Below are 25,361 nucleotides of genomic sequence, written 5' to 3'. Positions count from 1 at the left end.
GGTACAGACTATCCCTACTGGTAGGTAGTGATTGTCCCTATTGGTAGGTAATGGCTGTCCCTACCGATAGGTACGATGTGTACCAACCGATAGGGATGGTCCATGATACGGGCGTATCGTCATCTATGTAACGTCCGTAGTTTTATAAGACGTAAATACAACAAATAAAGACAGTATAAAATGAAAGAAAAATTCACGATAGTAACATCGACCTGTGTCCCCCTTCCTTTGGAAAATGTCGACACAGACCAGATCATCCCGGCCCGCTTCCTGAAAGCAACCACACGCGAGGGCTTCGGCGATAATCTTTTCCGCGACTGGCGTTATGACAAAGCCGGTAACCCTAATCCCAACTTTGTATTGAACCAGGATACTTATAAAGGTCAGATTCTTGTTGCCGGGAAGAACTTCGGTAGCGGTTCCAGCCGCGAACATGCTGCCTGGGCGATTGCCGGATATGGTTTCCGGGCGGTAGTCAGCAGTTTCTTCGCCGATATCTTCAAGAACAATTCGATGAACAACGGCCTTGTTCCGGTTGTTGTTTCTCCAGAGTTCCTGGCGGAGATATTCGCCTCTGTCGAAGCCGATCCGGAAGCAACGTTGACAATCGACCTGCCCGCGCAGACAATCACCAACAACGCAACCGGCAAAAGCGAATCCTTTGACATCAATGCCTATAAAAAAGATTGCCTGGTAAATGGCCTGGACGATATCGATTACCTGCTGGCTAATAAGTCGAAGATAGAAGCGTACGAAGCAAATAGAAAGTAAGATGGTAGAAATAATGGATACAACCCTTCGGGACGGGGAACAAACATCGGGTGTCTCTTTTGCGGCTCACGAAAAGCTCAGTATTGCGCAGATGCTGCTGGGGGATCTGGGAGTAAACCGCGTGGAGATTGCCTCTGCTCGCGTATCGGACGGAGAGTTCGAAGCCGTGAAGCGAGTGGCTGCCTGGGCCGAACGTACCGGAAATCTGCATAAGCTCGAAGTATTGGGCTTTGTGGATGGCGACGCCTCGCTCAACTGGATCGAATCGGCCGGTTGTCGCGTGGTAAACCTTCTCTGTAAAGGTTCGTATAAACACGTAACCGAACAACTCCGCAAATTGCCCGAACAGCATATTGCAGATATCCGTTCTGTTGTATCGCTGGCTACCGAAAGAGGTATTGAGGTTAATATATATCTGGAAGACTGGTCGAACGGGATCAAAAACTCTCCCGATTACGTCTTCCAGCTGATCGATGCGTTGAAAGACCTGCCGATCCGACGTTTTATGTTGCCCGATACGTTGGGCATCCTGAATCCGGGCAATACGTACGAGTTCTGCAAACAGATGCTCGAACATTATCCCGGGCTTCATTTTGATTTCCATGCCCACAACGATTATGACCTGGCAGTAGCCAATGTCTATTCGGCAGTCCGGGCAGGAATACACGGTGTCCACACCACGATCAACGGTCTGGGCGAACGGGCGGGAAATGCACCGCTCAGCAGCGTGATCGCCGTGATAAAAGACCATCTGAACGGTCAGACCAGTGTGCGGGAAGAGAAGATCAACGCTGCAAGCCGCCTGGTCGAGACCTATTCCGGCATCCATATCGCCCCGAACCGCCCGATCATCGGCGAACATGTCTTCACGCAATGTGCCGGCGTCCATGCCGATGGCGACAGCAAAAACAACCTGTATTGCAACGACCTGATCCCCGAACGTTTCGGCCGTGTCCGCGAATATGCCCTCGGAAAGACTTCCGGCAAGGCTAATATCCGCATGAACCTGGAATCGTTGGGAATCGACGTGGACGACGAGTCCATGCGTAAGATCACCGAGCGTATCATCGAACTGGGCGACAAGAAGGAAATGGTGACGACGGAAGACCTGCCATATATTATCAGCGATGTGCTTCATCACGATGCAATGGCGGACCAACGTATCCGTATATTAAATTATTCCTTATCTTTGGCGCAGGGACTGAGGCCGGTAGCCACGCTGAAAATAGAGATCGACGGCGAGGCATACGAAGAGTCGGCATCCGGCGACGGCCAGTACGACGCGTTCGTCCGTGCCCTTCGCAAGATCTATTCCGACCTGGGTCGCCCGTTCCCGATGCTGACGAACTATTCCGTATCCATTCCCCCCGGAGGTCGTACCGATGCCTTTGTGCAGACGATCATCAGCTGGAATTATGCCGGGATAGATTTCAAAACCCGAGGCCTCGATGCCGACCAGACGGAAGCCGCCATCAAGGCGACGCTGAAGATGCTGAATAAGATTGAACAATAAATATAGGAGGTATTAGTTATGAACAGAAAACTGACCATTGCGCTGGTAGCGCACGACAATCGTAAAGCTGACATGGTAGAATGGGCTGTACACAATGCAGAATTCCTTTCCCACCATCTTTTAGTATGTACCGGTACAACCGGCGGACTGATACGTAATGCTTTCGACGAGAAAGGTATTGCTGCCGAAGTAATCTGTATGCATTCCGGGCCGTTAGGCGGTGATGCAGAAATTGCTGCCATGGTGGTACGCAAGGAGGTGGATCTGGCGGTTTTCCTGATCGATGACCTGAACGCGCAACCGCACGAAGCTGATATTCAGATGTTGCTTCGCCAGTGTCGTGTTCATAATGTGCCTATTGCTTGTAACCGTTACAGTGCCGACCTGATGATTACGAGCACCCTGTGGGACGATGATAGTTACGTCCCTATGGAACCCAAATATGTGCTATTTAAAAGAGACTAAAATAACAAACTGAAATGAAATTAAACATCGCAGTCCTTCCCGGCGACGGTATCGGTCCCGAGATTGTAGAACAAGGCATGAAAGCCGTTAAAGCCGTATGCGAAAAATATGGCCACGAACTAAGTTACAAACACGCTCTGGTGGGAGCGGTTGCCATCGATGAGACCGGCAACCCGTATCCGGATGAAACGCACGAACTTTGTATGCAGAGCGACGCCGTTTATTTTGGTGCGATCGGTTCTCCGAAATATGATAATAACCCTTCCGCAAAGGTACGCCCCGAACAAGGACTGCTGGGAATGCGTAAGAAGCTGGGACTTTTTGCCAATATCCGTCCGGTAACAACGTTCCCGTCGCTGTTGCATAAATCTCCGCTTCGTGCCGAACTGATCGAGGGAGCAGACTTTATGTGTATCCGCGAATTGACAGGCGGTATGTATTTCGGTCGTCCGCAGGGTAGAAGCGAAGATGGGAACACGGCTTACGATACCTGTGTTTATACCCGTGAAGAGATCGAACGTATCGTTCGCCTGGCTTACCAGTATGCACAGAAACGCCGCAAGAAAGTAACGGTAGTCGATAAGGCGAATGTGTTGGCTACATCTCGTCTCTGGCGTCAGGTAGCACAGGAGATTGAAAAGGAATATCCGGATGTGGAGACAGAATATATGTTTGTCGACAACGCCGCCATGCGTTTGGTTCAATGGCCGAAGAGTTTCGACGTGATGGTTACCGAAAACATGTTCGGTGATATCCTGACAGACGAGGCTTCGGTAATTACCGGTTCATTAGGCATGCTGCCTTCTGCTTCTATCGGTGTGCATACTTCCGTATTCGAACCGATCCACGGTTCTTATCCGCAGGCTGCCGGAAAGAATATAGCCAATCCGCTGGCTACTATCCTGAGTGCCGCCCTGATGTTCGAATATGCTTTCAACGGGATGGAAGAAGGCGCATTGATCCGCGAAGCCGTTGCCGCTTCCATGGAAGCCAATATTGTAACCGAAGATATCGCTGAAAATGGCAAAGCCTACAAGACCAGCGAAGTAGGGGACTGGATTGCTGAATATATTGCGAAGAAGTAATTTGATTAAAACATCCGATGGGGCGAAACATTTTTCGTCCCATTTTTATTTATCGCCATAATGACTTTTTACAGAAACGACTTCAACAGTTACAATCTCTTCATGTATGGCGTAGATGATACGATAATGTTTGTCTATACGTCTACTCCAAAAACCGGAAAGGTTGCCTTTTAATTGCTCTACCTGTCCGGTTCCGGTGGTCGGATGCTCTTCTAACTCCTGGAATAGTGAAAAAATTTTGGCTAGATCTTTCTTCTTTCCTGATTTCTTCCATTGGAGTAGCTGTTTTTGGGCTTCATCCGTTAACTTCAGTTTATAGCTCATACGCCTAACAAATTTTTGATATCATCTATTGTATAAGCTGTAACCCTGCCCTGTTTTGCATCTTCAATGCCACGCATGACAGATGCCATATTCTCCGGATCATCAAACCACGGGTCACCGCTTGGGCTCGGATTTGTTGAAACTTCTATACTCAAAGAATTTGCTTTGGTTTCCAACAGATTTTCTATGAAAGCCTTTACGCTTTTACCTTGTGAAGCAGCCATAATGGACAGCTTTTTCAAAGTGTCTACAGACAAATCTATATTTTTCCTTTTCTTTTCGATTGCTATTGTTGCCATAATCTTTTATATTTTCCACAAAGGTATAAAATATACATCATATATACAATGTATACATATTGAGCCACTCAATATCTTGCGAAGAAATAGGTTGTAACCCATTGGAACTGACATAAAAAGTCGGAATGAAGGAATGCTGATTGTGAGTTTATCATTTTGTCATCTTCATCAACTCGTCGATGATTGTCTGGTCATAGCCCATCTCCTGTGCTTTCAGGAAATCTTTTGCGGCGGATTCTTTTTCATACTGGGCCAGCTTCACTTTTCCTCTCAGCACATATAGAGAAGCGCTGGGAGTACTTTCAATAAATACCTTGTTAATATCTGCCATGGCACGGGCGTTCTTGCCCATCATGAAATACACATCGGCACGACCTTCATACAATAGCCAGTCACGGGGCATCTGGCTGATCAGGTAGTTGAAGATTCTTTCACTTTCCTCATAGTTACCACGCATCTTTTCAAGAATGGCATGTCCCAGACGGGCACGGACGGACTTTTCGTTCATCTCGAGTATTTTATCGAAATCCTGTTCCGCCCAGATATAATTCTTTTTTTGGATATAGATCAGTCCGCGGCAGTAAAGAGCCTCTTCGTTTGTCGGTTCCACGATCAGTAAGGCATCGTAATCATTCAGCGCTTTCTCCGTTTCTCCCAGCTCGGAGTAGAGAGAGGCGCGGTTCTCCAGGATAGTCGGATTGTTGGGACGTCCGCTGAGTGCGGCCGTATAGGAAAGCAGCGCATCCTGGAGCTTGCCCTGGCGGCGTTGGATACTGCCGAGGTTTGTCAACAAGGCATAGTTCATAGGATTTCCCGGTTCCAGGCGCATGGCGGCCCTCAGGCTTTCTTCGGCAGACACCAGGTCTTTCTTATCCAGAAAGTCGTAACTTTTTTCAATCAGTTCCTCATACGATTGGGCAAAACAGTTAGCTGTTGCCATGATAAAAGTGATGAATATTAGCAGTAATCTCATTCTCTTGTTTTTATCTGTTATTTGATCGTCGCAAAGCTACGCAAATATCTTGTTCTGCCGCTGGATTAAAAAAACTTTATACCTTTGCCACATTTTATAAGACTTTTCGATGCTTTGATTGTTATAAGATAAAAGTGTTTAATTAAAATAGATAGAAATATGATATTATTAGATGTGTTGGCTTCCAATCCGAAATTGGAAGGTTTTATCAATTCCCTGATAGAGCAGGGTAGTCATTTAGGGTGGACAATTATTAAAGCGATCATTGTTTTCGTTGTAGGACGTTTCATTATCCGCATGATTAACAAACTTGTTCGCCGTATTTTAACGAAACGTGATTTTGATCCGTCTGTTAAAACATTTGTAGGAAGTCTGGTGAATGTTACGTTGATGATCCTGTTGATCATTTCCGTTGTAGGGGCGTTGGGAGTACAGACGACTTCGTTTGCTGCATTGCTTGCTTCTGCCGGTGTCGCTATCGGTATGGCGTTGAGCGGAAACCTGTCGAACTTCGCCGGCGGGTTGATTATCCTTTTGTTTAAACCGTATAAGGTCGGTGATTATATCGAATCGCAGGGTGTAGGCGGTACGGTGAGGGAGATTCAGATCTTCCATACTATTTTGCTTACGGCAGACAATAAAAATATCTTTATTCCGAACGGCTCATTGAGCAGCGGCGTGGTAACCAATATCGGTAATGAGCCGACGCGTCGTGTGGAATGGACTTTCGGTGTGGAATACGGAAGCGATTACGAGCATGTAAAGAGAGTGATCGAATCCGTTCTTGCACAGGATGCACGTGTTTTGAACGAACCGGCTCCTTTCATAGCCTTGAGTGCGCTGGCTGATAGCAGTGTCAATGTCGTTGTGCGTGTATGGGTAAAAAGTTCCGATTACTGGGGCGTTTATTTTGATACCAATAAAGCTATTTATGCAACCTTCAATGCTGAGGGTATCGGGTTCCCGTTCCCGCAACTGACGGTGCATCAGGCAAAAGACTGATTTTGTCCTTAAAATAAATCTTTTTGTTCAATAACCGTTGGGGTTCGTCTGACGGGCGGTAATACGTTTAATAGTTGAACAAAAAGATTTATCTTTGTCTATCAATTTAAAAGTGAATAACAGAAAATGTTTTTAAGGTAAAAATACAAAGAACTTTATTTTATTACTTTAGTATTAATTATTTGATTATAAAAAAAGAAAAAGGCTCGACCGTTATGGCGAGCCTTTTTCTTATGAATTCAGACGGTCTACCGTCTTGACTCCTTTGACTGATTTTATTTTCTTGACCAGCATATTCAGCGAATTGGTATCTCTCACCAGTACGGCAAAGTTACCCTGGAATATCCCGTCTACCGAATCTATATTCAACGAACGGAGCGTGACGCCATTCTCTTTTCCGATCACCGAGGTGATGTTGGTGACGATCGCGATATCGTCCCTGCCGACAACGCGAAGGGTTACCACATATCCGTTGTCGCCTTTTCCGCTCCATTTTGCACGGATGATACGGTAACCGAAACGGCTGAACATCTCCTGCGCGTTCGGGCAATCCATCCGGTGGATCTTGATGCCCTGGGTGGAAACGAATCCGAATACTTCGTCGCCGTAGATCGGGTTACAGCATTTTGCCAACTTGTATTCAATCCCTGTCAGGTTCTTGTCGATGACCAGAACATCCTTGTTGGTGGATATTTCCTCCACTTCGGTGGTCGTGATGTATTCGCCGGCACTACGGGTTTCCGAACGGTCGTTGGTCTCGGTTTCCTTGCGGACAAACTCCTGATATTCGTCGATCACATTGTTCGGGTCGAGGCGTTCTTCGGCTATTTCGATGTAGAAGTCGGTGACGGTCTTGAATCCTTTCTTCTTGATGTAACGCATCAGATGAGGTTCTTCCATCTCGATCTTCCGGTTTTTGAAACGGCGTTGGAGCATCTCCTTGGCAAAGTCGACCGCCTTGGCTGTCTCTTCACGGAGGGCCTGTTTGATCTTTACACGGGCTTTGGAGGTGACGACGATGTTCAGCCAGTCGCGTTTAGGCGTCTGAGTTGGAGAGGTGACGACCGAAACCGTATCCCCGTTGTTCAGTACATATTTAATAGGTACGTTCTTTTCATTTACCTTGGCGGAAACGCATTTGCATCCCAGCTTTGAATGGATGGCAAAGGCAAAGTCGAGCACGGTGGCCCCTTTCGCCAGTTTGATCAGTTCGCCGGTCGGTGTGAAGACATAGATTTCGTCCTTATACAGGTCCATCTTGAAGTCCTGCATCAGGTCGAGCGGGTTGTTCTCCTTCTCTTCCAGGGCGGCACGCACGGTATTGAGGAATTCGTCCAGTCCGCTTTCGGCTTTCACGCCTTTGTATTTCCAGTGGGCTGCCAGTCCGCGTTCGGCGATCTCATCCATCCGGCGGGTACGGATCTGCACTTCCACCCATTTGTTTTGCGGGCCCATGACCGTGATATGCAGACTCTCGTATCCATTCGTCTTCGGAATGGAAATCCAGTCTTTCATACGGTTGGGGTTAGGCTGGTACATGTCGGTAATGATCGAATATACCTGCCAGCATTCCGAACGTTCTTTTTTAAGTGGAGTATCCAGCACGACACGGATCGCGAACAGGTCGTATATGCCTTCAAACTCGATCTTCTGCTTTTTCAGCTTGTTGTTGATCGAGTGAATGGATTTGGTACGTCCTTTGATATCGAACTGTAAGCCGGCTTCCTGCAACTTTTTCTTGATAGGTGCGATGAATTCGGCTATATAAATGTCACGTGAACGTTTGGTCTCATTCAGCTTTTTCTTGATGAAATCATACTGTTTGGGATCGGTATACTTCAGCGACAAGTCTTCGAGTTCGCTCTTTATTTTGTATAGACCCAGGCGATGAGCCAGGGGAGCATACAGATATGAGGCTTCGGTGGCTAGCCGCAGGCGGTCGTCTTCCTTCAACTGTTTGCCCAGGCGCATCAGGCAGAGGCGGTCGGCAATCATGATCAGTATCACCCTGACATCTTCTGCAAAAGAGAAGAGCAGGTGATGGAAGTTTTCGGAATTGACGGCCGTATTGCGGGCATACAGATCGGAAGTCTTCAGTAGGCGCTGAATGATCAGCGTGACATCTGCGTCGAACGTCTTTTCGACCTCTTCCAGTGTAATGACCTTTTTCAGCACCGGGCGATAGAGCAGGAGGGCGATGACCGAAGTCCGTTTCAGTCCGATCTCCGTTGTTGCGATCAGTGCAGTATTAATATTGCGAATCAATCCGTTGATGCCGTTCTTGTCTCTTCCGTAACAGTCGAGTGCGACAACGCGCTGCATCAACTCTCTCATTTTCCGTATATCCTCTCTATGTAAAAAGGAGTAGAGGCTACGTACCAATTGTCTGTATTTTGAGAAGAAATCTTTTCTTTCTTCTTCCGTAAAGAATGGTTGTATGTCCATAGTTGCATCTTCTTTTTTACTGCCCATTTGAGGACAGGCGGTAAAACATACTGTAAAAGTATCTTTTTTCCTCGAATATCAATGCTATTCTAACAGTATTTTTATACATTTGCGAGAAGCATAGACGGAAAATGCTATGCCACAATGCGAAGAGTACTAATTTTAAAAGATATACTATGTTAAACGCAAACGATTTAAAGCAATTGGCTGATAAAGGAATCAGCGAACAGCAGATTGAAGAACAACTGGCTTGCTTCGTCAAAGGTTTCCCTTATCTGGAAATAGCCGCATCCGCATCGGTAGAAAAAGGTATAATGGTTGTATCGCAGGAGGACCAGGCAACTTATATGGATGCATGGGATGCCTATCTTGCTAAAAATAAACGGATCCTGAAATTTGTACCTGCTTCGGGTGCTGCCAGCCGTATGTTTAAGAACCTGTACGAGTTTCTGTCAGCGTCTTATGATGTGCCGACCAGTGATTTTGAAAAGAAATTCTTCAGCGAGATTACCCGTTTCGCTTTTTATAATGCATTGAATGCCGTTTGCCTGGCAAATGAAGATAAAGATATCCCGGCACTGATCGCTGCCGGCAATTATAAGGCGGTGGTTTCCAATTTATTGGATGCCAAAGGTTTGAATTACGGACAGTTGCCTAAAGGTCTGTTGTTGTTCCACCGGGCAGGTGAAACGATCCGTACTGCCATGGAAGAACATCTGGCTGAAGGTGCCATGTATGCCAAGAACAATGCCGGTGAAGTAAATATCCATTTTACCGTATCTCCCGAACATAAGGCTTTGTTTGAACAGTTGGTGTCAGAAAAGAAACAGACATACGAAGAAAAGTTCTCGGTAGGCTATGACCTTTCTTTCAGTGTACAGAAGCCGAGTACGGATACGGTTGCCGCTGATATGGAGAACAATCCTTTCCGCGACAAGAATGATAAACTGTTGTTCCGTCCGGGTGGTCATGGTGCTTTGATCGAGAATCTCAATGATATCGATGCCGATGTCGTTTTCGTAAAGAATATCGACAATGTCGTTCCCGACAGTTTCAAATGTTCGACTGTTATCTTTAAGAAAGTGATAGCCGGTGTACTGGTTACTTTGCAGGAACGTATATTCAATTATCTGAACCTGATCGAAACAGGAAAATATTCACATGACCAGGTAGAAGAAATGATTCATTTCCTACAGGATGACCTGTGTATCAAGAATCCGGATACGAAGTTGCTGGAAGATGCTGAACTGATTCTTTATATCAAGAGCAAACTGCTCCGTCCGTTGCGTGTTTGCGGTATGGTGAAGAATGTAGGCGAACCGGGTGGCGGTCCGTTCCTGGCACAGAATCCGGATGGCACTGTCTCTCCGCAAATCCTGGAAAGTTCGCAGATCGACCTGAAAGATCCGGCAAAGAAAGCGATGTTCGAACAAGGTACCCACTTCAATCCGGTTGACCTGGTATGTGCATTGAAGAATCATAAAGGAGAAAAATATAATCTGCCTGATTATGTAGATAAAAATACCGGTTTCATCTCTTACAAGAGTAAAGATGGCCGCGATTTGAAGGCATTGGAACTTCCCGGTTTGTGGAATGGTGCAATGAGCGACTGGAATACCGTATTTGTAGAAGTTCCTATCGAGACTTTCAATCCGGTAAAGACGGTTAACGACTTACTACGGTCCGAGCATCAATGATCGGATCGATACCATAGTTAGTATTTAAATTAAACATTCGAAAAGGCGGACTTGTGAGAGCCCGCCTTTTTCATTCTGCTTATATTTTCGGTAACTCCCAGGGGGCGCGATATTCTTTGCAGAGATATTTATCAGCTTCTGCATCATGGAAACTTGTTCCGTCCCACGAAAGTTTCTTTCCGGTCCGGTAAGCAATGTTACCTAATTGAGAGAATTTGGCGATATGTGCGCCGATCTCGATGCTAGCATTACAATTACGGTTGCGCGATTTGATACATTCCAGATGGTTCTTGACGTGCAGGTTCAAGCCGCCTTCTCCGTAAGCCTTATTCAGGGCGACTGCTTCCATTCGGGCCTTGCCGTTCACCTTTTCAGGGATGACTTCCCACCCGCCGCGGTCGATAACCAGTGTGCCGTTTTCTCCTACAAAACCGAGTCCGTGGTTACGTCCGTAAGCACCGTCATCGATACCGATGGCATGGTCCCACATCACGGTGAAGTCATCGAATGTATAGATCGTTTGCAGAAGGTCGGGCGTTTCGCAGGCATCGTCCGGATAACCGAATTTGCCGCCCGAAGCCATGATAGAGTTCGGTGCCGTCACATTCATCCCATAGAGGGCGTAATCGAGCAGGTGGACACCCCAGTCTGTCATCAGTCCTCCGGCATAATCCCAGAACCAACGGAAAGTGAAATGGAAACGGTTGCGGTTGAACGGGCGTTTGGGGGCCGGACCGAGCCACATGTCATAATCAACACCTGCCGGAACCGGTTCGTCGGCAACTACCGGAATGGAAGGACACCACCCCTGATAAGAAAACACACGTACGGTACGTATTTTACCCAACTGCCCGCTATGTACGAAAGCCATTGCGTCCTGCCAGTGAGGGTCGCTGCGTTGCCACTGTCCGACCTGTACGACACGGTTGTATTTCTCGGCGGCACGTACCATGATGTTACATTCTTCGATACTGTTTCCCAGCGGTTTTTCGCAATAAACATCTTTTCCGGCTTCGCAGGCGGCAACCATCTGGAGGCAGTGCCAATGGTCGGGAGTACCGACGATAACGACGTCCACATCTTTGTTGTCGATCAGCTTCCGCCAGTCTTTATAAAGGTGTTTTACCTTCTTTCCGGTTAGTTTTTCCGTCTCGGCAGCCCTGTTATTTAACACATTTTTATCAATATCCGCTAAAGCGATACATTCGACTTCCGGATTGCGGAGGAAAGCCTGTAGGTCGGAATACCCCATTCCTTTGCAACCGATCAGTCCGACCCTGATCTTATCGTTTGCACCGACTGAGTTACTACTAGCTTTAATAAAGAAAGGGTTCATCGAGAGGCCGGCTCCCAGAAGGGCGGCCTGCCGGATAAAATCTCTGCGTGTTGTCATGGTCTGAATGAATTAATGGTGATGATACACAATTGTTTGTAAAACACCAAAAATAGGAAGAAAGCCTGGGTTTGCCCAATAAAATATGTAATAAAAACATAATATTGCAGACAAATCCGAAAAAGGGAAGTAAATTTGCAGTCGCTTTATGGAAAAAGTAATTATTGGATTATTCACTAAAAAAGAAACAAAATGAAGCTGACACGCTTATTAATCTGTCTTTTTTTAAGTATTATGGGAATGTCCTGTATTCAGGACGAGGCGCCGAATGCAGAAGCTGATATTCTGACTTGCGAGCTTCCGCAGATGCAAGATGATATATTAGATATGGATATAGAGAATGATAAAATCATAATTTGGGCAAGTCCGAATATTGATATTGAAAACGTCGCTCCTGAGTTTTCTTTGACGGAGGGTGCAACGATTTCTCCTGAAAGCGGTACAGTACGTGATTTCACTACACCACAAGTTTATGAAGTAACTTCACAGGACGGAGATTGGAAGAAGCGCTATGAAATATCGTTTATCCTTGCTGATATTCCTACAAAGTTCGATTTTGAAAATGTCAGACAGAAAGATAAATTTCAAGTATTCTTTGAAGTAGATGAAGATAATCAGCCTAAAATGACATGGGCTAGCGGTAATCCTGGTTTTGCCCTGACAGGTTCCGGAAAAGCGCCGGAAGATTTTCCAACGGTGTCTGATCCGAACGGTATCAATGGAAAATGTTTGAAACTGACGACTCGTTCGACTGGTTTCTTTGGTGAAGGGGTTGGAATGCCTATTGCTGCCGGTAACTTGTTTATGGGGTCATTCGATACGAAAAGTGCTTTGAGTAATGCTTTGAAGGCAACACGCTTTGGTTTTCCGTTTGCGTATGAACCGACAGCTTTGAAAGGATATTATAAGTATAAGGCAGGTCAAACCTTCACCGAAGGTAAAGTTCCTGTTCCCGGTAAGAAAGATCAATGCGATATTTATGCTATTTTCTATGAAACGGACAGCGAAACGAAACGTTTGGACGGAACAAACCAGTTTACGCATCCAAATCTGGTCTCAGTAGCTCGTATTTCTAATCAGAAAGAAACAAATGAATGGGTGGAATTTAATATCCCGTTCGTAATGAAGCCAGGGAAAACGATAGATAACAACAAATTAAAGAATAAGAAATACAATGTGGCTATTGTTTTCTCTTCAAGTCTTGAAGGTGATCATTTCAATGGTGCTGTAGGTAGTACATTGTATATAGATAACGTGGAATTAGAGTATAAGGTCGATTAATACCTGAGGATAGATGAAAAAGAATATATCGATTATAAGTATTGTAGTTTTGCTGTTGGTGTCAACTTCTGTATTTGCACAGACCGACAGGAATAAAGGAATCATCAAATCTTCATTGATAGGTTTGGAGTATGAAGTAAAGGCCGGATTCAGTATTGGTGGTACGGCTCCGATTCCTCTTCCGGAAGAGATTCGTGGTATAGATAGTTATAATCCGGGAATGCAAATAGCCATTGAAGGGAATGTTACTAAATGGTTGGATCCGGCACGTCAATGGGGAGTAAGTGTTGCTATTCGTCTGGAAAACAAAGGAATGAAGACAGATGCAACAGTGAAGAATTACCGTATGGAGATCATTGGTGACGGTGGTGAAAGGCTGAAGGGTTACTGGACAGGGAATGTGAAGACAAAAGTTAAGAATTCGTACTTGACAGTTCCGGTGTTAGTGGCTTATCAGGTTGCTCCGCGTTGGCGATTGAATTTAGGCCCATATGTATCTTATGTGCTTGATGGTGATTTTTCGGGTGATGTGTATGAAGGTTATCTGCGTGAAAATGATCCGACGGGAAATAAGGTCATATTTGAAGACGGTAAAAGTGCTCCTTATAACTTCTCGAAAGATTTGCGTAAATTCCAGTGGGGACTACAACTTGGAGGTGAATGGAAGGCTTTCAAACATTTGAATGTGTATGCAGACCTGACCTGGGGATTGAATGATATATTTAAGAAAGATTTTGATACGGTTTCTTTCGCCATGTATCCGATCTATCTGAATATGGGCTTCGGTTATGCATTTTAAGTTATAATACAATATCATATCTGCGGGAATATTTGATGAAATATTCCCGTTTTTTTTATTTATTACAATAAATTCTATACATTTGCGGTATTGATTTTTTAAGACCAATATAATTTAATACCATGAAAGAGAACGAGAAGAAAGGAATTTCCCGAAGAAAATTCCTCGGTTTGTCCGCACTGGGACTAGCCAGTTTTACAATCCTTCCCAGCTGGTCGATCAATGGAGTGCGTATCGCACCGAGTGATCGGGTTGTTTTAGGCTTTATCGGGCTGGGGCAGCAAGGTTTATCCGATTTTACCAGTTTTTCCAATTGTCCGGGCGTGCAGGTTGCTGCCGGTTGCGACGTAGATTCCATGAAACGCGAACGTTTTGTGCGTAGAATTACGGCCTGGCAGAAGCAACAGGGCGTAGCGCCGCGTTGCGACAGCTATGAGTTTTATGAGGAAATGCTGGAACGTAAGGACATCGATGCGATCGAGGTGGCAACTCCCGACCACTGGCATGCTTTGACTACTATTCATGCTTGTCAGGCGGGAAAAGATGTTTATTGCCAGAAACCGCTGGCTTATACAATTGCCGAAGGTCTGGCGATGGTAAAAGCCGTCCGTGATAACAAGCGGGTGCTACAGGTGGGAAGCCAGCAACGTTCGAGCGAAGAGTTTCAGAAAGCGATCGAGTTGGTTCGTAATGGTGCGATCGGTCATGTAGAGAAAATATATGCCCGTGTCGGTGCACCTCCAAAGCCGTTGGATCTCCCGGAAATGCCTGTGCCGGGAAATCTGAACTTCAATCAATGGATGGGACCGCTGAATGATCCGAAGGTACACTATCATCCGGATCTTTGTCCTCCGATCTCTCTCGATCCGGAGCAGAACGAACAGTTGTGGGGAGCCTGGCGTTGGTATCAGGAAACCGGTAATGGCTTTACGGCTGACTGGGGTGCCCATATGTTTGACATCGCTCAGGCTGCTATCGGTATGGACGGTTCCGGCCCGGTAGAATTTACTCCGGCAGGTTATAACGGACAGAAATATGCTTCCATGAAATATGCCAACGGTATTGTGATGACCGAACAGCCTTATCGGGAAGATAATGAGAATGCCCAGGGGATCCAGTTTATCGGTGATAAAGGATGGTTGAAAGTGGCACGCGGTTATATCGAATGTTCGGATCCTTCCTTGTTGAAAGCCAAGAAGAAAGAAGTCGGTAAAGGGGAATATGAAGTAAGTTCGCCTCATATGCAGAACTTTATCGATTGCGTTCGTTCACGTGAGAATCCGATTGCTCCGGTAGAAGTAGGGTGCAGCACTAATACGCTTTGTTGTCTGGCAAATATTTCCCGCGAACTGAACCGTCCGGTAAAATGGGATCCGGCTACATTAAGTTTCGTGAATGATAAGGAAGCCGCTGCACATCGGTTGTACTGGTATCAGTATCGCAATCCTTATACATTGCCTTATTGGAAATAAATGGGGGGTAATTATAGAATTAATTGCCCCTACTTTTCCCTTGATAGAAAAGTAGGCAAAAGATCAAGGCTACACCTGCTTCGCTACTGCGCATCCTGCGTTCGCTGTCGTCTGTGAACTCGCTTCGCTCAAACAGCACAGCCTCCGGACGCTCTCTGCGGATGCTTCGTTTAACGCTCATCAGCTAAGACCTTTCATAGAACGCTTTGCGTTCTTTTGGGATTGCCGATACTACCTGTTAAATCCGAAAGTTTTTGTTCTATAAGTATCGGTCTCGGCCATCCTAAGAGGAAGCACAGCTTCCTGTGAAAGGCCTAAGCGGGTGAACGTCCGCGTAGGTGAAAGACGGAACGGTAAAGAAAATCCGTTGTTTGAGCGCAGCGAGTTTCGGATTTTCGAGTGGAGTCTTTCACCGGAGCAGTGAAGCCGGTTGAGCCTTGAACTTTTGGTTACTTTTCTTTCAAGAGAAAAGTAACATTCAAATCTGATAAATATCGAATCTAATCTAATCTTTCGCTATCGCATTCTTTTGTTGTTGCCTTACTATTCCTGTATTGCGATGGCGGCATGCCTTTGATCTGTTTGAATAGCGTGCTGAAATGGCGGGGATACTCGAATCCTACAGTTTCGGATATCTCTGTGATATTCATGGAAGAGCCAACCAGTAGCTGGCAGGCTTTATCTATGCGGATCATATTGATATAATCGTTAACTCCCATATTGGTTAAGGCCTTCAGCTTGGCATAGAGTGGCGTACGGCTCATTCCCATCTGCGTGGTAAGGAACTTGACATCGAGTTCACGCGATGAAAGGTTGTCGTAAATCAGCTTGTTTAGTTTCAGCATGAACTCCTCGTCCAGGTTGTTTGTCTGTGAAGGGGTTGCTTCCGGAGGAAGTAAATGGCTTTCTTTATACTTCTGCCTGATCGCTTCCCTGTTTTTCAGCTGGTTACTGATGACTGCCAGTAATAATTCCATATCGAAAGGCTTTGCCAGATAAGCGTCCGCTCCCAGTTTGTATCCCATTGTCGTGCTATCCAGATCACCCCTGGCAGTTAGGAGTATAACAGGAATATGGCTGGTTGCTATATCTTCCTTGATCTTTTTACACAATTCATAACCGTTCATTTTCGGCATCATAATGTCGCTGACGATGATGTCCGGATGCTTCTGGTTAATTATTTCAATGGCCTCTTCTCCGTCGCCTGCCACATAGACATTTTTGAATGATTCCTGTAAGGACTCTTTCAGGAACGAACTTAATTCCTTCTTGTCTTCTACGATGATGATAGAATAATGGTTTGTAGAGAATGTCTCCGCTTCGGATGGTGTTTCAACCGGGAACCATACGTCTTGCTGGTTTTCCTTTTCTATGTTTTCATTCTCTGCATCGAGCGGCAGTTCAAAGAAAAAAGTGGCTCCGCAGTCTTCATTGTTCATGGCACCGATCGTTCCCTTATGCCTTTCTATCAGTACTTTGGAGAAAGAGAGTCCTATCCCGCTTCCCGACTGGTTGTGGTTGCCCTGATAGTAGCGGGTAAAGAGTTTATTGGCATCGAGATTGCCCAGACCGATTCCCTGGTCGGCTACGCTTACCCGGATTTTATCATTCAGTAATTCGCTGGATACGGTGATCGTTGTGTCCGAAGGGCTGAACTTCAGCGCATTCATTAATAGGTTCGATAAGACGGTCGTACATTTGGGACCGTCGAACGAAACTTGTCCGATATGTTCATCCAGTTGGTAGTCTATCCGGATATGGCGGGCTTCCAGTTCGCTTTCAAAATCTTTGGCGACGGAAATGATCCATTCGTTCAGTTGATGGGGTGTTTTATGCAACGTATTCTTCGCCTCCTTCAGGCTGCTCATATCCAATACCATATTGATGGTGTTCCGCATGTCTAGCACCTGTTTGTATATGCCGGATAATTGTCCTTTCAGGTTTTCCGGTTCATTCCAGCCATTTTTGTCGAGTATCCTTTTCAAAGGTGCGTAAATCAGTGTTAGCGGGGTACGCAGTTCATGGCTGATGTTGATGAGGAAGCGTACCTTTTCCTCATTCATCTTATTGGTGTGCTCTTTCATCTGCCATTTCATTTTCCGGTTTCTGCGCCGCCTTGCTATGCGTTCGGACCAGAAAAGAAAGAGGATTAACAGGATGATGAAAATGACAAAGACGTAGGGGCGTTGATACCAAGGAGGTGTTACCGTGATATGAAGTACTTCGACCGGTTCGCTCCATTCCCCGCTTTTCGAGTTGCAGGACACCAGGATGGAGTAGTTGCCCGGAGCCAGCATACGCAGTGAAAGGACATGGTTGTATGTTTCGGTGTATTGTTGATCGGTTCCGTTAATCATATAACGGTATAGTTTGCTGCGGAACACATCTTTTTCCATCGAGATGACCTTTATTTCAATGGAGCTGTGCGTATGGGGAATCGTTATCCGGTTACGGCCGTTTTCCAGCTGATCGATACAGGAGTTCCCGTTCAGCAACACGTCCATCAGCCTGACTTCGGGCAGCGGTTCTTCTTTGGTCGGTATGTTTTTATTGATACGCAGCAATCCGGAGGCGCCACCCAGATAGATATAATCGGAGATGGACGAAACCTGGTATTTGTAGATGAACTCATTCGTCGTATAACCGTCCGATTCTCCCCAGGAGGCAAAACGTTTCTTTTTGAGATCATACGAGAATAACATATTGCGGGCACCTATCCAAAGACGTTCCTGTTCGTCCAGTAGCAAGGTAGAGACACTGTTGAACAGTTTGGTTTCAATCTTGGTGAATTCCTTTGTGTTAGAATCGAAATAACTGAAGCCATATTCCGTCCCGATCCAGAAAATACCGTTCTTGTCGCGTGCTACCGCCTTGATCGCTTCATGTCCTCCGATGCTGAGGAGGGTATGTAACGTGTCGCTGCCGTGATGAACTTCATACAGATTGTTGCTTAGGATGATAAAGGCAGATTTATTGTCGGTACAAACCATTTTCATCGGACCTGCGGCCAGTCTCTTTCCATCTATCTTCAGAAAAGAGAACTTCCCGGTCCGGAAACTATGGCTGACTGCATTTTTACCCAGAAAATAAGCCCATTCGTCGGTAACCCTATAAGCCAGTGAGGCGTTTCCTCCGTGAAACTGGTCGACCGTCGTGGCTTCGTCGATCAGATAGAAAGGACGGTGATAGTGTCCTGTTTCTTTATTAAAGAGATACATACCTTTGGTATATAGGGAAACGAGCAATTCAGAGTCTGAATAATCTGTTATGGATACGACTTTATCTCCGTAAGTGGATGGATAATGTTTAAAGGTATCGGTGTAAGGATCGTATTGGTTGATACCGCCTCCGTCTGTCCCTAGCCACAAGCGTCCCCGTTTGTCTTCGTGGATACTGATGACTGATATATCGCTCAATCCGTTGGTATTACTGCGCGGAACGTCCGTATATGTTTTCATGAAAACTTCTTTGATACCGATCATACCGCCTCTGACTGTCCCTACCCAGATATTATCCTGTTTGTCTTTATAGATGCATTTGACGGAATTTACCGGAAGCGTGTTCCTGTCTCCCGGTGTATGGACAATAGCCGTGATATCGGAAGGGTTATCCATATCCATAATATTGATTCCTCCGCCGTCGGTCGTTATCCAGAGTTTGTTATTTATCTCCAGAAAGTCAAGTACCAGGTTATTATTCAATTTGGAGTTTCCTGTATGGATATGGTAAAGCTCTTTCCCGTCCGGGGCGTAACAAACGAAGCCTTTATTATAGGAAGAAAGATAAAGTCTTTTCTTGCTGTCCAGATAAACCGCATTCAGGTCTCCCGTTTGGATCGGATAATCGGTAGGAGTTATCTGATCGGTAACCGGGTTGTATTTGAGGATACCGTTCCTGCGTGAGATAAGCAAAACTTCGTCATTATCCCAGGGACGTATATAATAAGGTACGAAATCGGATGAGTCTTTTTGAAGGACGGCCCTTTTATGAAGAGTCCGACTCTTGCCGTCATAGATATATAGTCCTTCATCCGCAGTGAAAAGGATGGAACCGGAGAATGTATGGAATGAATTTGTTGTGATTATCTTATCTTCGAATTTGACAGGGCGGAATGAGTCGCTGCTTTTATCGTATAAGGTTAATCCGTTGTTGGTAGAAACCCAGATATTGTTCAATGAATCTTCCGCAATGAAATAAATCGTATTTCCCGGCAGGGAATAAGGGTTATCCTTTTCATGGAAATAACTTTTCATATCGTAACGGTCGAAACAGCTTAACCCGGAAGCCGTCCCGATCCATATCAATCCTTTATTGTCTGCTAGGATACAATTCACTGTTGTTTGCGATAAACCTTTGTCCAGATTCAGCTGCTGGAAAAAATAGCTGGGAGTTGCTCCTTTTGTATATCCTATACAGAAGTAAAACAAAAACAGGAATTGTAATAATTTTATAATAGGGATGCTTCTCATCGTACTTTATTTCTAATAAGTGCAAATGTAATAAAACTGATCTAAAATAGAAAACATTTGGTGTAAACAGAATTTTAGGATGGTTCTTGACATGAAAAGTACGTTTGTTGACATCGGTATGTCTCGGAAAGTGCAACTTTGCCTTTGCAAATATTAACTAAACAGAGCGTGCTTATGAAATAGGGTAAATTTAATGTTATTGGATATAGGTGAATTTGAAAAAACTTACCTGTCTTGAGAATTAAATTATGTTGTTTACTAAATTTATTGTTTTATGAAAAAATCTTTTCTAACATTCTTACTGATGTTGTTTTGCTTGGCAGGTTTTGCTCAGCAAACAGTAACGGGGGTTATCCTCGAAGAGGCAACCTCCGAACCTTTGGCCGGAGCAGCTGTTCAGGTGAAAGATTCACAGAACGGTACGATTGCTGATGCCGATGGCCGTTTTTCTATCTCGGTATCACCCGGACAAACATTATTAATATCTTATATTGGTCTGATTCCTCAGGAAATCCTGGTAAAGGAAGGTATGAAGGATTTGACAATTAAAATGCTTAGTGATGCAGTTGATATTAATGAAGTAGTCGTTGTCGGTTATGGCGTACAGAAGAAAGTGAATCTGACCGGTTCCGTATCTTCCGTTAAGGGAGATGTGCTGGAACGTCGTCCTGTTGCCGATGCCGTACAGAGTTTGCAGGGGATGGTTCCGGGTTTGCTGGTAAGCAATTCCGATGGTGGCCGCCCGGGTGGAACTGGTACTTTGACATTACGCGGACAAGGTAACCTGGATAATAATGCAGCCCCTTACGTCTTGGTCGATGGTGTGGAAATGAGCCTCACCGATGTAAACCCCAGTGATATTGAAAATATATCCGTATTAAAGGATGCGGCTGCTTGTGCCATCTACGGTGCACGTGCCGCTTACGGTGTGATTCTTGTCACGACAAAGAAAGGGGAAGAAGGTAAAATGCGTATCAACTACCAGGGTACGGTAGGTTGGAGTACGCCGACTGTTCTGCCGGATATGGTCAATTCGTATGATTTTGCACAGTACTGGAATGCCGGTGTAACCAATGCCGGTTCTCCGCGTTTGTACAGCGATGAGAAACTAGCTTTGTTACAGCAGTATATCAATGATCCGAGTAGTGTCGATCCGTGGTTTGAACTGCCAGCCAATTCCAATATGAACCCGGCTTTCGAAAACTCGGAGTCTGGTGTCGGTAATGTGAATTATTTTGATTTGCATTATAAGAACTGGGCGTTTAAACAGAATCATAATATCAGCCTGAGCGGTGGTGGTAAGGCTGCACAATATTATATTTCAGGTGGTTACTATTCGGAAGACGGAATCCTCCGTTATGCAGATATGGATTATAAACGGTATAATTTTGCTGCCAATGTTACTTCGCAGCTGACTAGTTGGATGAAGTTGAAAGTGAATACCAAATTCATGCATTCCGACCAGAATACTCCGTTTGGTGACGGTGGTATCAGCGAAGGTTTCTATCATTCACTGGCTCGTTTCCGTCCCACAGTTTCTCCGGTCGACCCGAACGGTCATTTCACGGAACTGACAATGATTCCTTATCTGCAGAGCGGAACCTATACAAATACACAGCGTGATAATATGAATATCACTGCCGGTTTGGATATTCAACCTGTTAAGAACTGGTTTATATTCTTCGACTATACCTATAAATTAGGAAATAAAGAATACGAAGCACTAAATGTCAGTCCGCTTATTTATGGTGCCGACGGTGTCAGTACTTCAAAAGGTGTTCGTGCGGAATTGGGTATGTCTCCTGATGGTAAGTTTACCCGTAGCTATGACCGTACACGTTATCAGTCGATCAATTTGTATACAAATTATCTTTTCAGCTTGGCTGAAAAGCACAACTTTACAGTAATGGCTGGTTTTCAGGAAGAAGATTATGAGTTCAGTCTGATGAAGAACTCCATTACCGGCCTGTATTCGACCAGCAATCCGAATGTCGGTATGGGAACCGGCGACAAGACTGTCATCGATACCCGTAACGGTTGGGCAACCCGCGGTTTCTTCGGACGTATCAATTATGATTATGACGGACGTTATCTGGTTGAGCTGAACGGACGTTATGACGGCTCTTCCCGTTTTGCCTCAGGCAATCGTTGGGGATTCTTCCCTTCCGTCTCTTTGGGATGGAACATTACCCGCGAACAATTCATGAGTTCTGTGACTGATGTACTGTCAAACCTGAAACTGCGTGCTTCCTATGGTTTGCTGGGTAACCAGGCCGGTGCTGCCTTATATACTTTTGCCGCAACAATGGAGTTGAATAATAAGTTGGGCAATTATATTTTCTCTGACGGACGTCATATCTTTACACGGGCTCCGGGTGTTGTGAATCCGACTACTACCTGGGAAAAGGTGGAAAGTAAGAATATCGGTCTCGACTTTGGATTCTTAGGGAACTCTTTGACCGGTACACTCGATGTTTTCCAGCGTGATACAAAGGATATGTTAGGGCCCGGCGTCGACTTTCCGGATATTTTCGGAGCAGATGCACCTAAGACCAATAATGCACGGATGAGAAACCGCGGTTGGGAGCTTGCCCTGAATTATCGCGGACAGATCGGTAGCGATATTCAGTATACGATCGGTGGTTCATTGTCGGATGCAACTTCAGAAGTAACGGAATATGCCAACCCGACCGGAACAAATCCGAAAGAAAACTGGTATACCGGTAAAAAGGTGGGCGAAATCTGGGGGTATCGTGCCGACGGTCTGATCCAGACACAGGAAGAAGCAGATGCTTATAATGAAAAGTATGACTTGTCATTTATTAGTGGTAAACCCTGGACTCCGGGTGATGTGAAATATCGTGACCTGAATAATGATAATAAGATCAATAACGGGACAAATACATTGGATGATATGGGCGATATGACGGTAATCGGTAATACGACTCCGCGTTATCAGTACACAGTTAACGGTTCTATCAGTTGGAAAGGCATTAGCCTGAGCATGATGTTCCAAGGAGTTGGCAAACGTGATTGGGATCCGGGAACAGGCGCTTACTTCTGGGGAAGCGGTCCCTATGCACAGGTAACTGTGTTTAAGGAACATCTGGATTTCTGGAGTGAATCGAATCCGGGAGCTTATTATCCGAAGCCCTATATCCATACGGCAGGCGGTGTTGTTCCGTTCCGTGATAAAACAATGACTACCAGCGACCGGTATATTCAGAGTGGTGCTTATTGCCGTTTGAAAAACCTGACAATCAGCTATGACCTTCCTGCTATCTGGACGAATAAAGTAGGTATGCAGAAAGTTCAGGTATTCTTCTCTGGTGAAAACCTGCTGACCTTTACAAAACTGAAAGGTATGTTTGACCCGGAAGCGATCTATACAAAGAACGACTACACCAGTGAGGGTGGTAAGAACTATCCGATGAACCGTGTAGTATCTGTAGGCTTGGTTGTTAACTTATAATTTAGAGATCATATGAAAAAAAGAAATATATTTTTAGGCGTGATTCTGGCTTTCAGCCTAACATCCTGCTTCGATATGGATAAAATGCCGGAAGGCGTACTTTCGACTGCGCAGCCTTTCAGCAGTACAGGTGAAATGAGAAATTATCTGGACATGTTTTATCAGATAGGCAATCCGAAATATGAAGATGATAAAATAAAAGTAAATTTTGGTAACGGCTTGCGGGGACAAGACTTCGGTGCCGGTGGTAGTGGTGACGGTATTGCCGGTTCTGATATAAATAGTGATAATATGTCATCCAGTTCTGTTAGCTCGCGTCTGGTAGGGGAGACTACTTTGAGCGGTGCAGCCAAACTGACCAATTATACGGCTATCCGTAATTTGAACTTTTTATTAGCCAATTTAGATAACTGTGTGGAACAGGGAAGTCCCGATTATGATCAGTATGTCGGCGAAGCCTATTACTTCCGGGCCTGGTACTATTACAGGATGTTTGTGGATTATGGGCCATTGACATGGGTAAGTACTCCGCTTGACCCTAATGAAGAAGAGATGCAGTTACCTCGGGATAGCCGGACCGTAGTGGCGGATAGCATTTTGGCCGACCTGGACAAGGCTATTTCTTATTTGGGTATACAGAATAATAGTGCTTCCATGCGTGTCCATAAGGATGTTGCCCGTGCATTGAAGAGTGAAGTGGCTCTTTTCGAGGGTACCTGGGAGAAATATCATAAGGCAAAAGGCGATAAGTTTTTTGATCCTTCCGTAACGGATGAAAAGATTCGCGGGTACTTTACACAGGCTGCCGATGCCGCCAAAGATGTAATGGATCGCGGAGTATGGAAAATATATTCTACTGGTAACGAACTGGATGACTACCGCCAGATGTTTCAAACCACCGACTTATCGGCTAATTCCGAAGTACTTTGGTTTAAAATGTATGATGGCGATCAGGTGGGTAACAGTGTAAATCGTTATCTGAACCAGGGAGGAGGTAGCATCGGTGTTACTGCATCTTTGATCGATGATTATCTGACAAAAGATGGCAAACCGTTTATCGGTGCAGCATTGGTAAATGCAAAGAAGGTGTTTGGTGATGAGTTATTGCCTACCGTACGTGATCCGCGTTTGTCGCAGACGATCTGTACGCCCGGACAACAACTGCGTCCGGATGATTTGCCTCCTTACTATGTCGTTCCGCCACTGATTGGTACTTCGTCTTACAATCAGAATATGACAGGATATTCTTTACTGAAATATGTACAGATCGATTATACCGGTAGCCTGGATGCTGAAGCTAAAGGAGCAACCCCGGCAATCCAGTTCCGTTATGCCGATATCCTGTTAAATTATGCCGAAGCGTTGGCCGAGTTGGACGGAGCGGCCAATTCTCAGAAAATAATTGTAGCTTTGCAACCGTTACGTGACCGTGTTGGTATGCCTGCCGTAGATTTTGATCGGGAGTATAATCAGGAAGCTGATTATCCGTTCCGTCATCTGGATAAATATATTCAGGCTGTCCGCCGTGAACGTCGTATCGAGAAAGCCTGTGAAGGCCGTCGTCTGGAAGATATTCTTCGTTGGGCTGCTGCCGAAGAACTTATCGTTGGCAAATGGCCGAAAGGTGTCTTATTTACAGGAAGTAACCTGGAAAACCATCCCGCATTTGGCGGTAAGTTGGTTTACGACCAGGCTTCCGGAAACAATCTCTTCCTGACAGGTAAACCGGGTGACGCACTTCGTTATGTTGTGCCCAGCAATCCGGCAGGTTATGAGCAGGGATGGCGGTTTAATGTAGGTCGCGACTATTTGTTGCCTATTCAACCTCGTATGTTGTCTTTGACAGGAGGTAAATGGGAACAGAACCCGGGATGGTAATCTAATTTATACAAGTATATAGA

At 45.3% G+C, this 25,361-nt stretch carries 18 protein-coding genes; 11 read left to right on the top strand and 7 right to left on the bottom strand.

What is annotated here, in order from left to right; genetic code table 11:
* The first annotated feature begins 180 nt into the window (after positions 1 to 180).
* Genes leuD through leuB form a run of 4 tightly spaced genes read left to right on the top strand, consistent with a single transcriptional unit; the run spans position 181 to position 3,834 of the window.
* Positions 181 to 771, top strand: a complete 591-nt coding sequence (gene leuD, locus K6V26_RS16480) for a 3-isopropylmalate dehydratase small subunit (RefSeq protein ID WP_128134139.1) — start codon at positions 181 to 183, stop codon at positions 769 to 771.
* A 1-nt stretch (position 772) separates the two neighbouring features.
* Entirely contained in the window at positions 773 to 2,284 is a 1,512-nt protein-coding gene (locus tag K6V26_RS16475; protein ID WP_224263334.1) for an alpha-isopropylmalate synthase regulatory domain-containing protein, read from the top strand.
* Between the two features lie 18 nt (positions 2,285 to 2,302).
* A complete protein-coding gene (locus K6V26_RS16470; RefSeq protein ID WP_007654467.1) occupies positions 2,303 to 2,749 on the top strand; it encodes a methylglyoxal synthase in 447 nt (148 codons plus the stop codon).
* 14 nt (positions 2,750 to 2,763) lie between these two features.
* Positions 2,764 to 3,834, top strand: coding sequence for a 3-isopropylmalate dehydrogenase (gene leuB / locus K6V26_RS16465; RefSeq protein WP_007654455.1), 1,071 nt, complete (start codon positions 2,764 to 2,766; stop codon positions 3,832 to 3,834).
* Between the two features lie 45 nt (positions 3,835 to 3,879).
* Here leuB and K6V26_RS16460 read toward each other — a convergent pair whose 3' ends face one another.
* From K6V26_RS16460 to K6V26_RS16450, 3 genes are all read right to left on the bottom strand, one after another.
* A complete protein-coding gene (locus K6V26_RS16460; RefSeq protein ID WP_007654453.1) occupies positions 3,880 to 4,158 on the bottom strand; it encodes a Txe/YoeB family addiction module toxin in 279 nt (92 codons plus the stop codon).
* On the bottom strand, positions 4,155 to 4,457 hold the full coding sequence (locus K6V26_RS16455; protein WP_007654451.1) for a hypothetical protein: 303 nt from the start codon (positions 4,455 to 4,457) through the stop codon (positions 4,155 to 4,157). The genes K6V26_RS16460 and K6V26_RS16455 overlap by 4 nt, the downstream gene beginning before the upstream one ends.
* Positions 4,458 to 4,608: 151 nt before the next feature.
* The gene (locus tag K6V26_RS16450; protein WP_007654450.1) at positions 4,609 to 5,430 is read right to left on the bottom strand and encodes a tetratricopeptide repeat protein; all 822 of its coding nucleotides are present in this window, start codon (positions 5,428 to 5,430) and stop codon (positions 4,609 to 4,611) included.
* 159 nt (positions 5,431 to 5,589) lie between these two features.
* Between K6V26_RS16450 and K6V26_RS16445 the strand changes: the two genes are divergently transcribed.
* On the top strand, positions 5,590 to 6,432 hold the full coding sequence (locus K6V26_RS16445; RefSeq protein ID WP_007654449.1) for a mechanosensitive ion channel family protein: 843 nt from the start codon (positions 5,590 to 5,592) through the stop codon (positions 6,430 to 6,432).
* Between the two features lie 231 nt (positions 6,433 to 6,663).
* Here the strand turns inward: K6V26_RS16445 and K6V26_RS16440 are convergent, their stop codons facing one another.
* Positions 6,664 to 8,877 (bottom strand): RelA/SpoT family protein, encoded by a 2,214-nt coding sequence (locus K6V26_RS16440; RefSeq protein ID WP_007654446.1) that lies wholly within the window; start codon positions 8,875 to 8,877, stop codon positions 6,664 to 6,666.
* A gap of 176 nt (positions 8,878 to 9,053) precedes the next feature.
* On the opposite strand from K6V26_RS16440, the gene K6V26_RS16435 reads away from it, so the two are divergent.
* On the top strand, positions 9,054 to 10,574 hold the full coding sequence (locus K6V26_RS16435; protein ID WP_224263333.1) for a DUF4301 family protein: 1,521 nt from the start codon (positions 9,054 to 9,056) through the stop codon (positions 10,572 to 10,574).
* 79 nt (positions 10,575 to 10,653) lie between these two features.
* On the opposite strand, the gene K6V26_RS16430 is transcribed toward K6V26_RS16435, so the two are convergent.
* The gene (locus tag K6V26_RS16430) at positions 10,654 to 11,967 is read right to left on the bottom strand and encodes a Gfo/Idh/MocA family protein (RefSeq protein ID WP_224263332.1); all 1,314 of its coding nucleotides are present in this window, start codon (positions 11,965 to 11,967) and stop codon (positions 10,654 to 10,656) included.
* Positions 11,968 to 12,159: 192 nt separating this feature from the next.
* Here K6V26_RS16430 and K6V26_RS16425 point away from each other — a divergent pair, with 192 nt between their 5' ends.
* The 3 genes from K6V26_RS16425 to K6V26_RS16415 all read left to right on the top strand — a co-directional run bounded on the left by K6V26_RS16425 (position 12,160) and on the right by K6V26_RS16415 (position 15,519).
* Positions 12,160 to 13,248 (top strand): PCMD domain-containing protein, encoded by a 1,089-nt coding sequence (locus tag K6V26_RS16425; protein ID WP_224263331.1) that lies wholly within the window; start codon positions 12,160 to 12,162, stop codon positions 13,246 to 13,248.
* Positions 13,249 to 13,261: 13 nt separating this feature from the next.
* Positions 13,262 to 14,047: a porin family protein gene (locus K6V26_RS16420; RefSeq protein ID WP_224263330.1), complete on the top strand. Its 786-nt coding sequence runs from the start codon at positions 13,262 to 13,264 to the stop codon at positions 14,045 to 14,047.
* Positions 14,048 to 14,169: 122 nt separating this feature from the next.
* Positions 14,170 to 15,519, top strand: a complete 1,350-nt coding sequence (locus K6V26_RS16415; RefSeq protein ID WP_007654439.1) for a Gfo/Idh/MocA family protein — start codon at positions 14,170 to 14,172, stop codon at positions 15,517 to 15,519.
* A 19-nt stretch (positions 15,520 to 15,538) separates the two neighbouring features.
* Here K6V26_RS16415 and K6V26_RS16410 read toward each other — a convergent pair whose 3' ends face one another.
* Positions 15,539 to 15,700: a hypothetical protein gene (locus K6V26_RS16410; RefSeq protein WP_224263329.1), complete on the bottom strand. Its 162-nt coding sequence runs from the start codon at positions 15,698 to 15,700 to the stop codon at positions 15,539 to 15,541.
* 319 nt (positions 15,701 to 16,019) lie between these two features.
* Entirely contained in the window at positions 16,020 to 19,988 is a 3,969-nt protein-coding gene (locus tag K6V26_RS16405; protein WP_224263328.1) for a hybrid sensor histidine kinase/response regulator transcription factor, read from the bottom strand.
* A 274-nt stretch (positions 19,989 to 20,262) separates the two neighbouring features.
* Here K6V26_RS16405 and K6V26_RS16400 point away from each other — a divergent pair, with 274 nt between their 5' ends.
* Positions 20,263 to 23,460, top strand: coding sequence for a SusC/RagA family TonB-linked outer membrane protein (locus K6V26_RS16400; protein ID WP_224263327.1), 3,198 nt, complete (start codon positions 20,263 to 20,265; stop codon positions 23,458 to 23,460).
* Positions 23,461 to 23,472: 12 nt separating this feature from the next.
* Complete coding sequence (locus K6V26_RS16395) at positions 23,473 to 25,338, top strand: RagB/SusD family nutrient uptake outer membrane protein (protein ID WP_048315213.1); 1,866 nt, start codon at positions 23,473 to 23,475, stop codon at positions 25,336 to 25,338.
* Positions 25,339 to 25,361 lie beyond the last annotated feature (23 nt).

The organism is Parabacteroides goldsteinii (assembly GCF_020091425.1).
In the GTDB taxonomy this organism is placed as follows: domain Bacteria; phylum Bacteroidota; class Bacteroidia; order Bacteroidales; family Tannerellaceae; genus Parabacteroides; species Parabacteroides goldsteinii.
The sequence above is the reverse complement of the archived record's forward strand: the minus strand, read 5'-3'. Positions and strand labels throughout refer to the sequence as shown.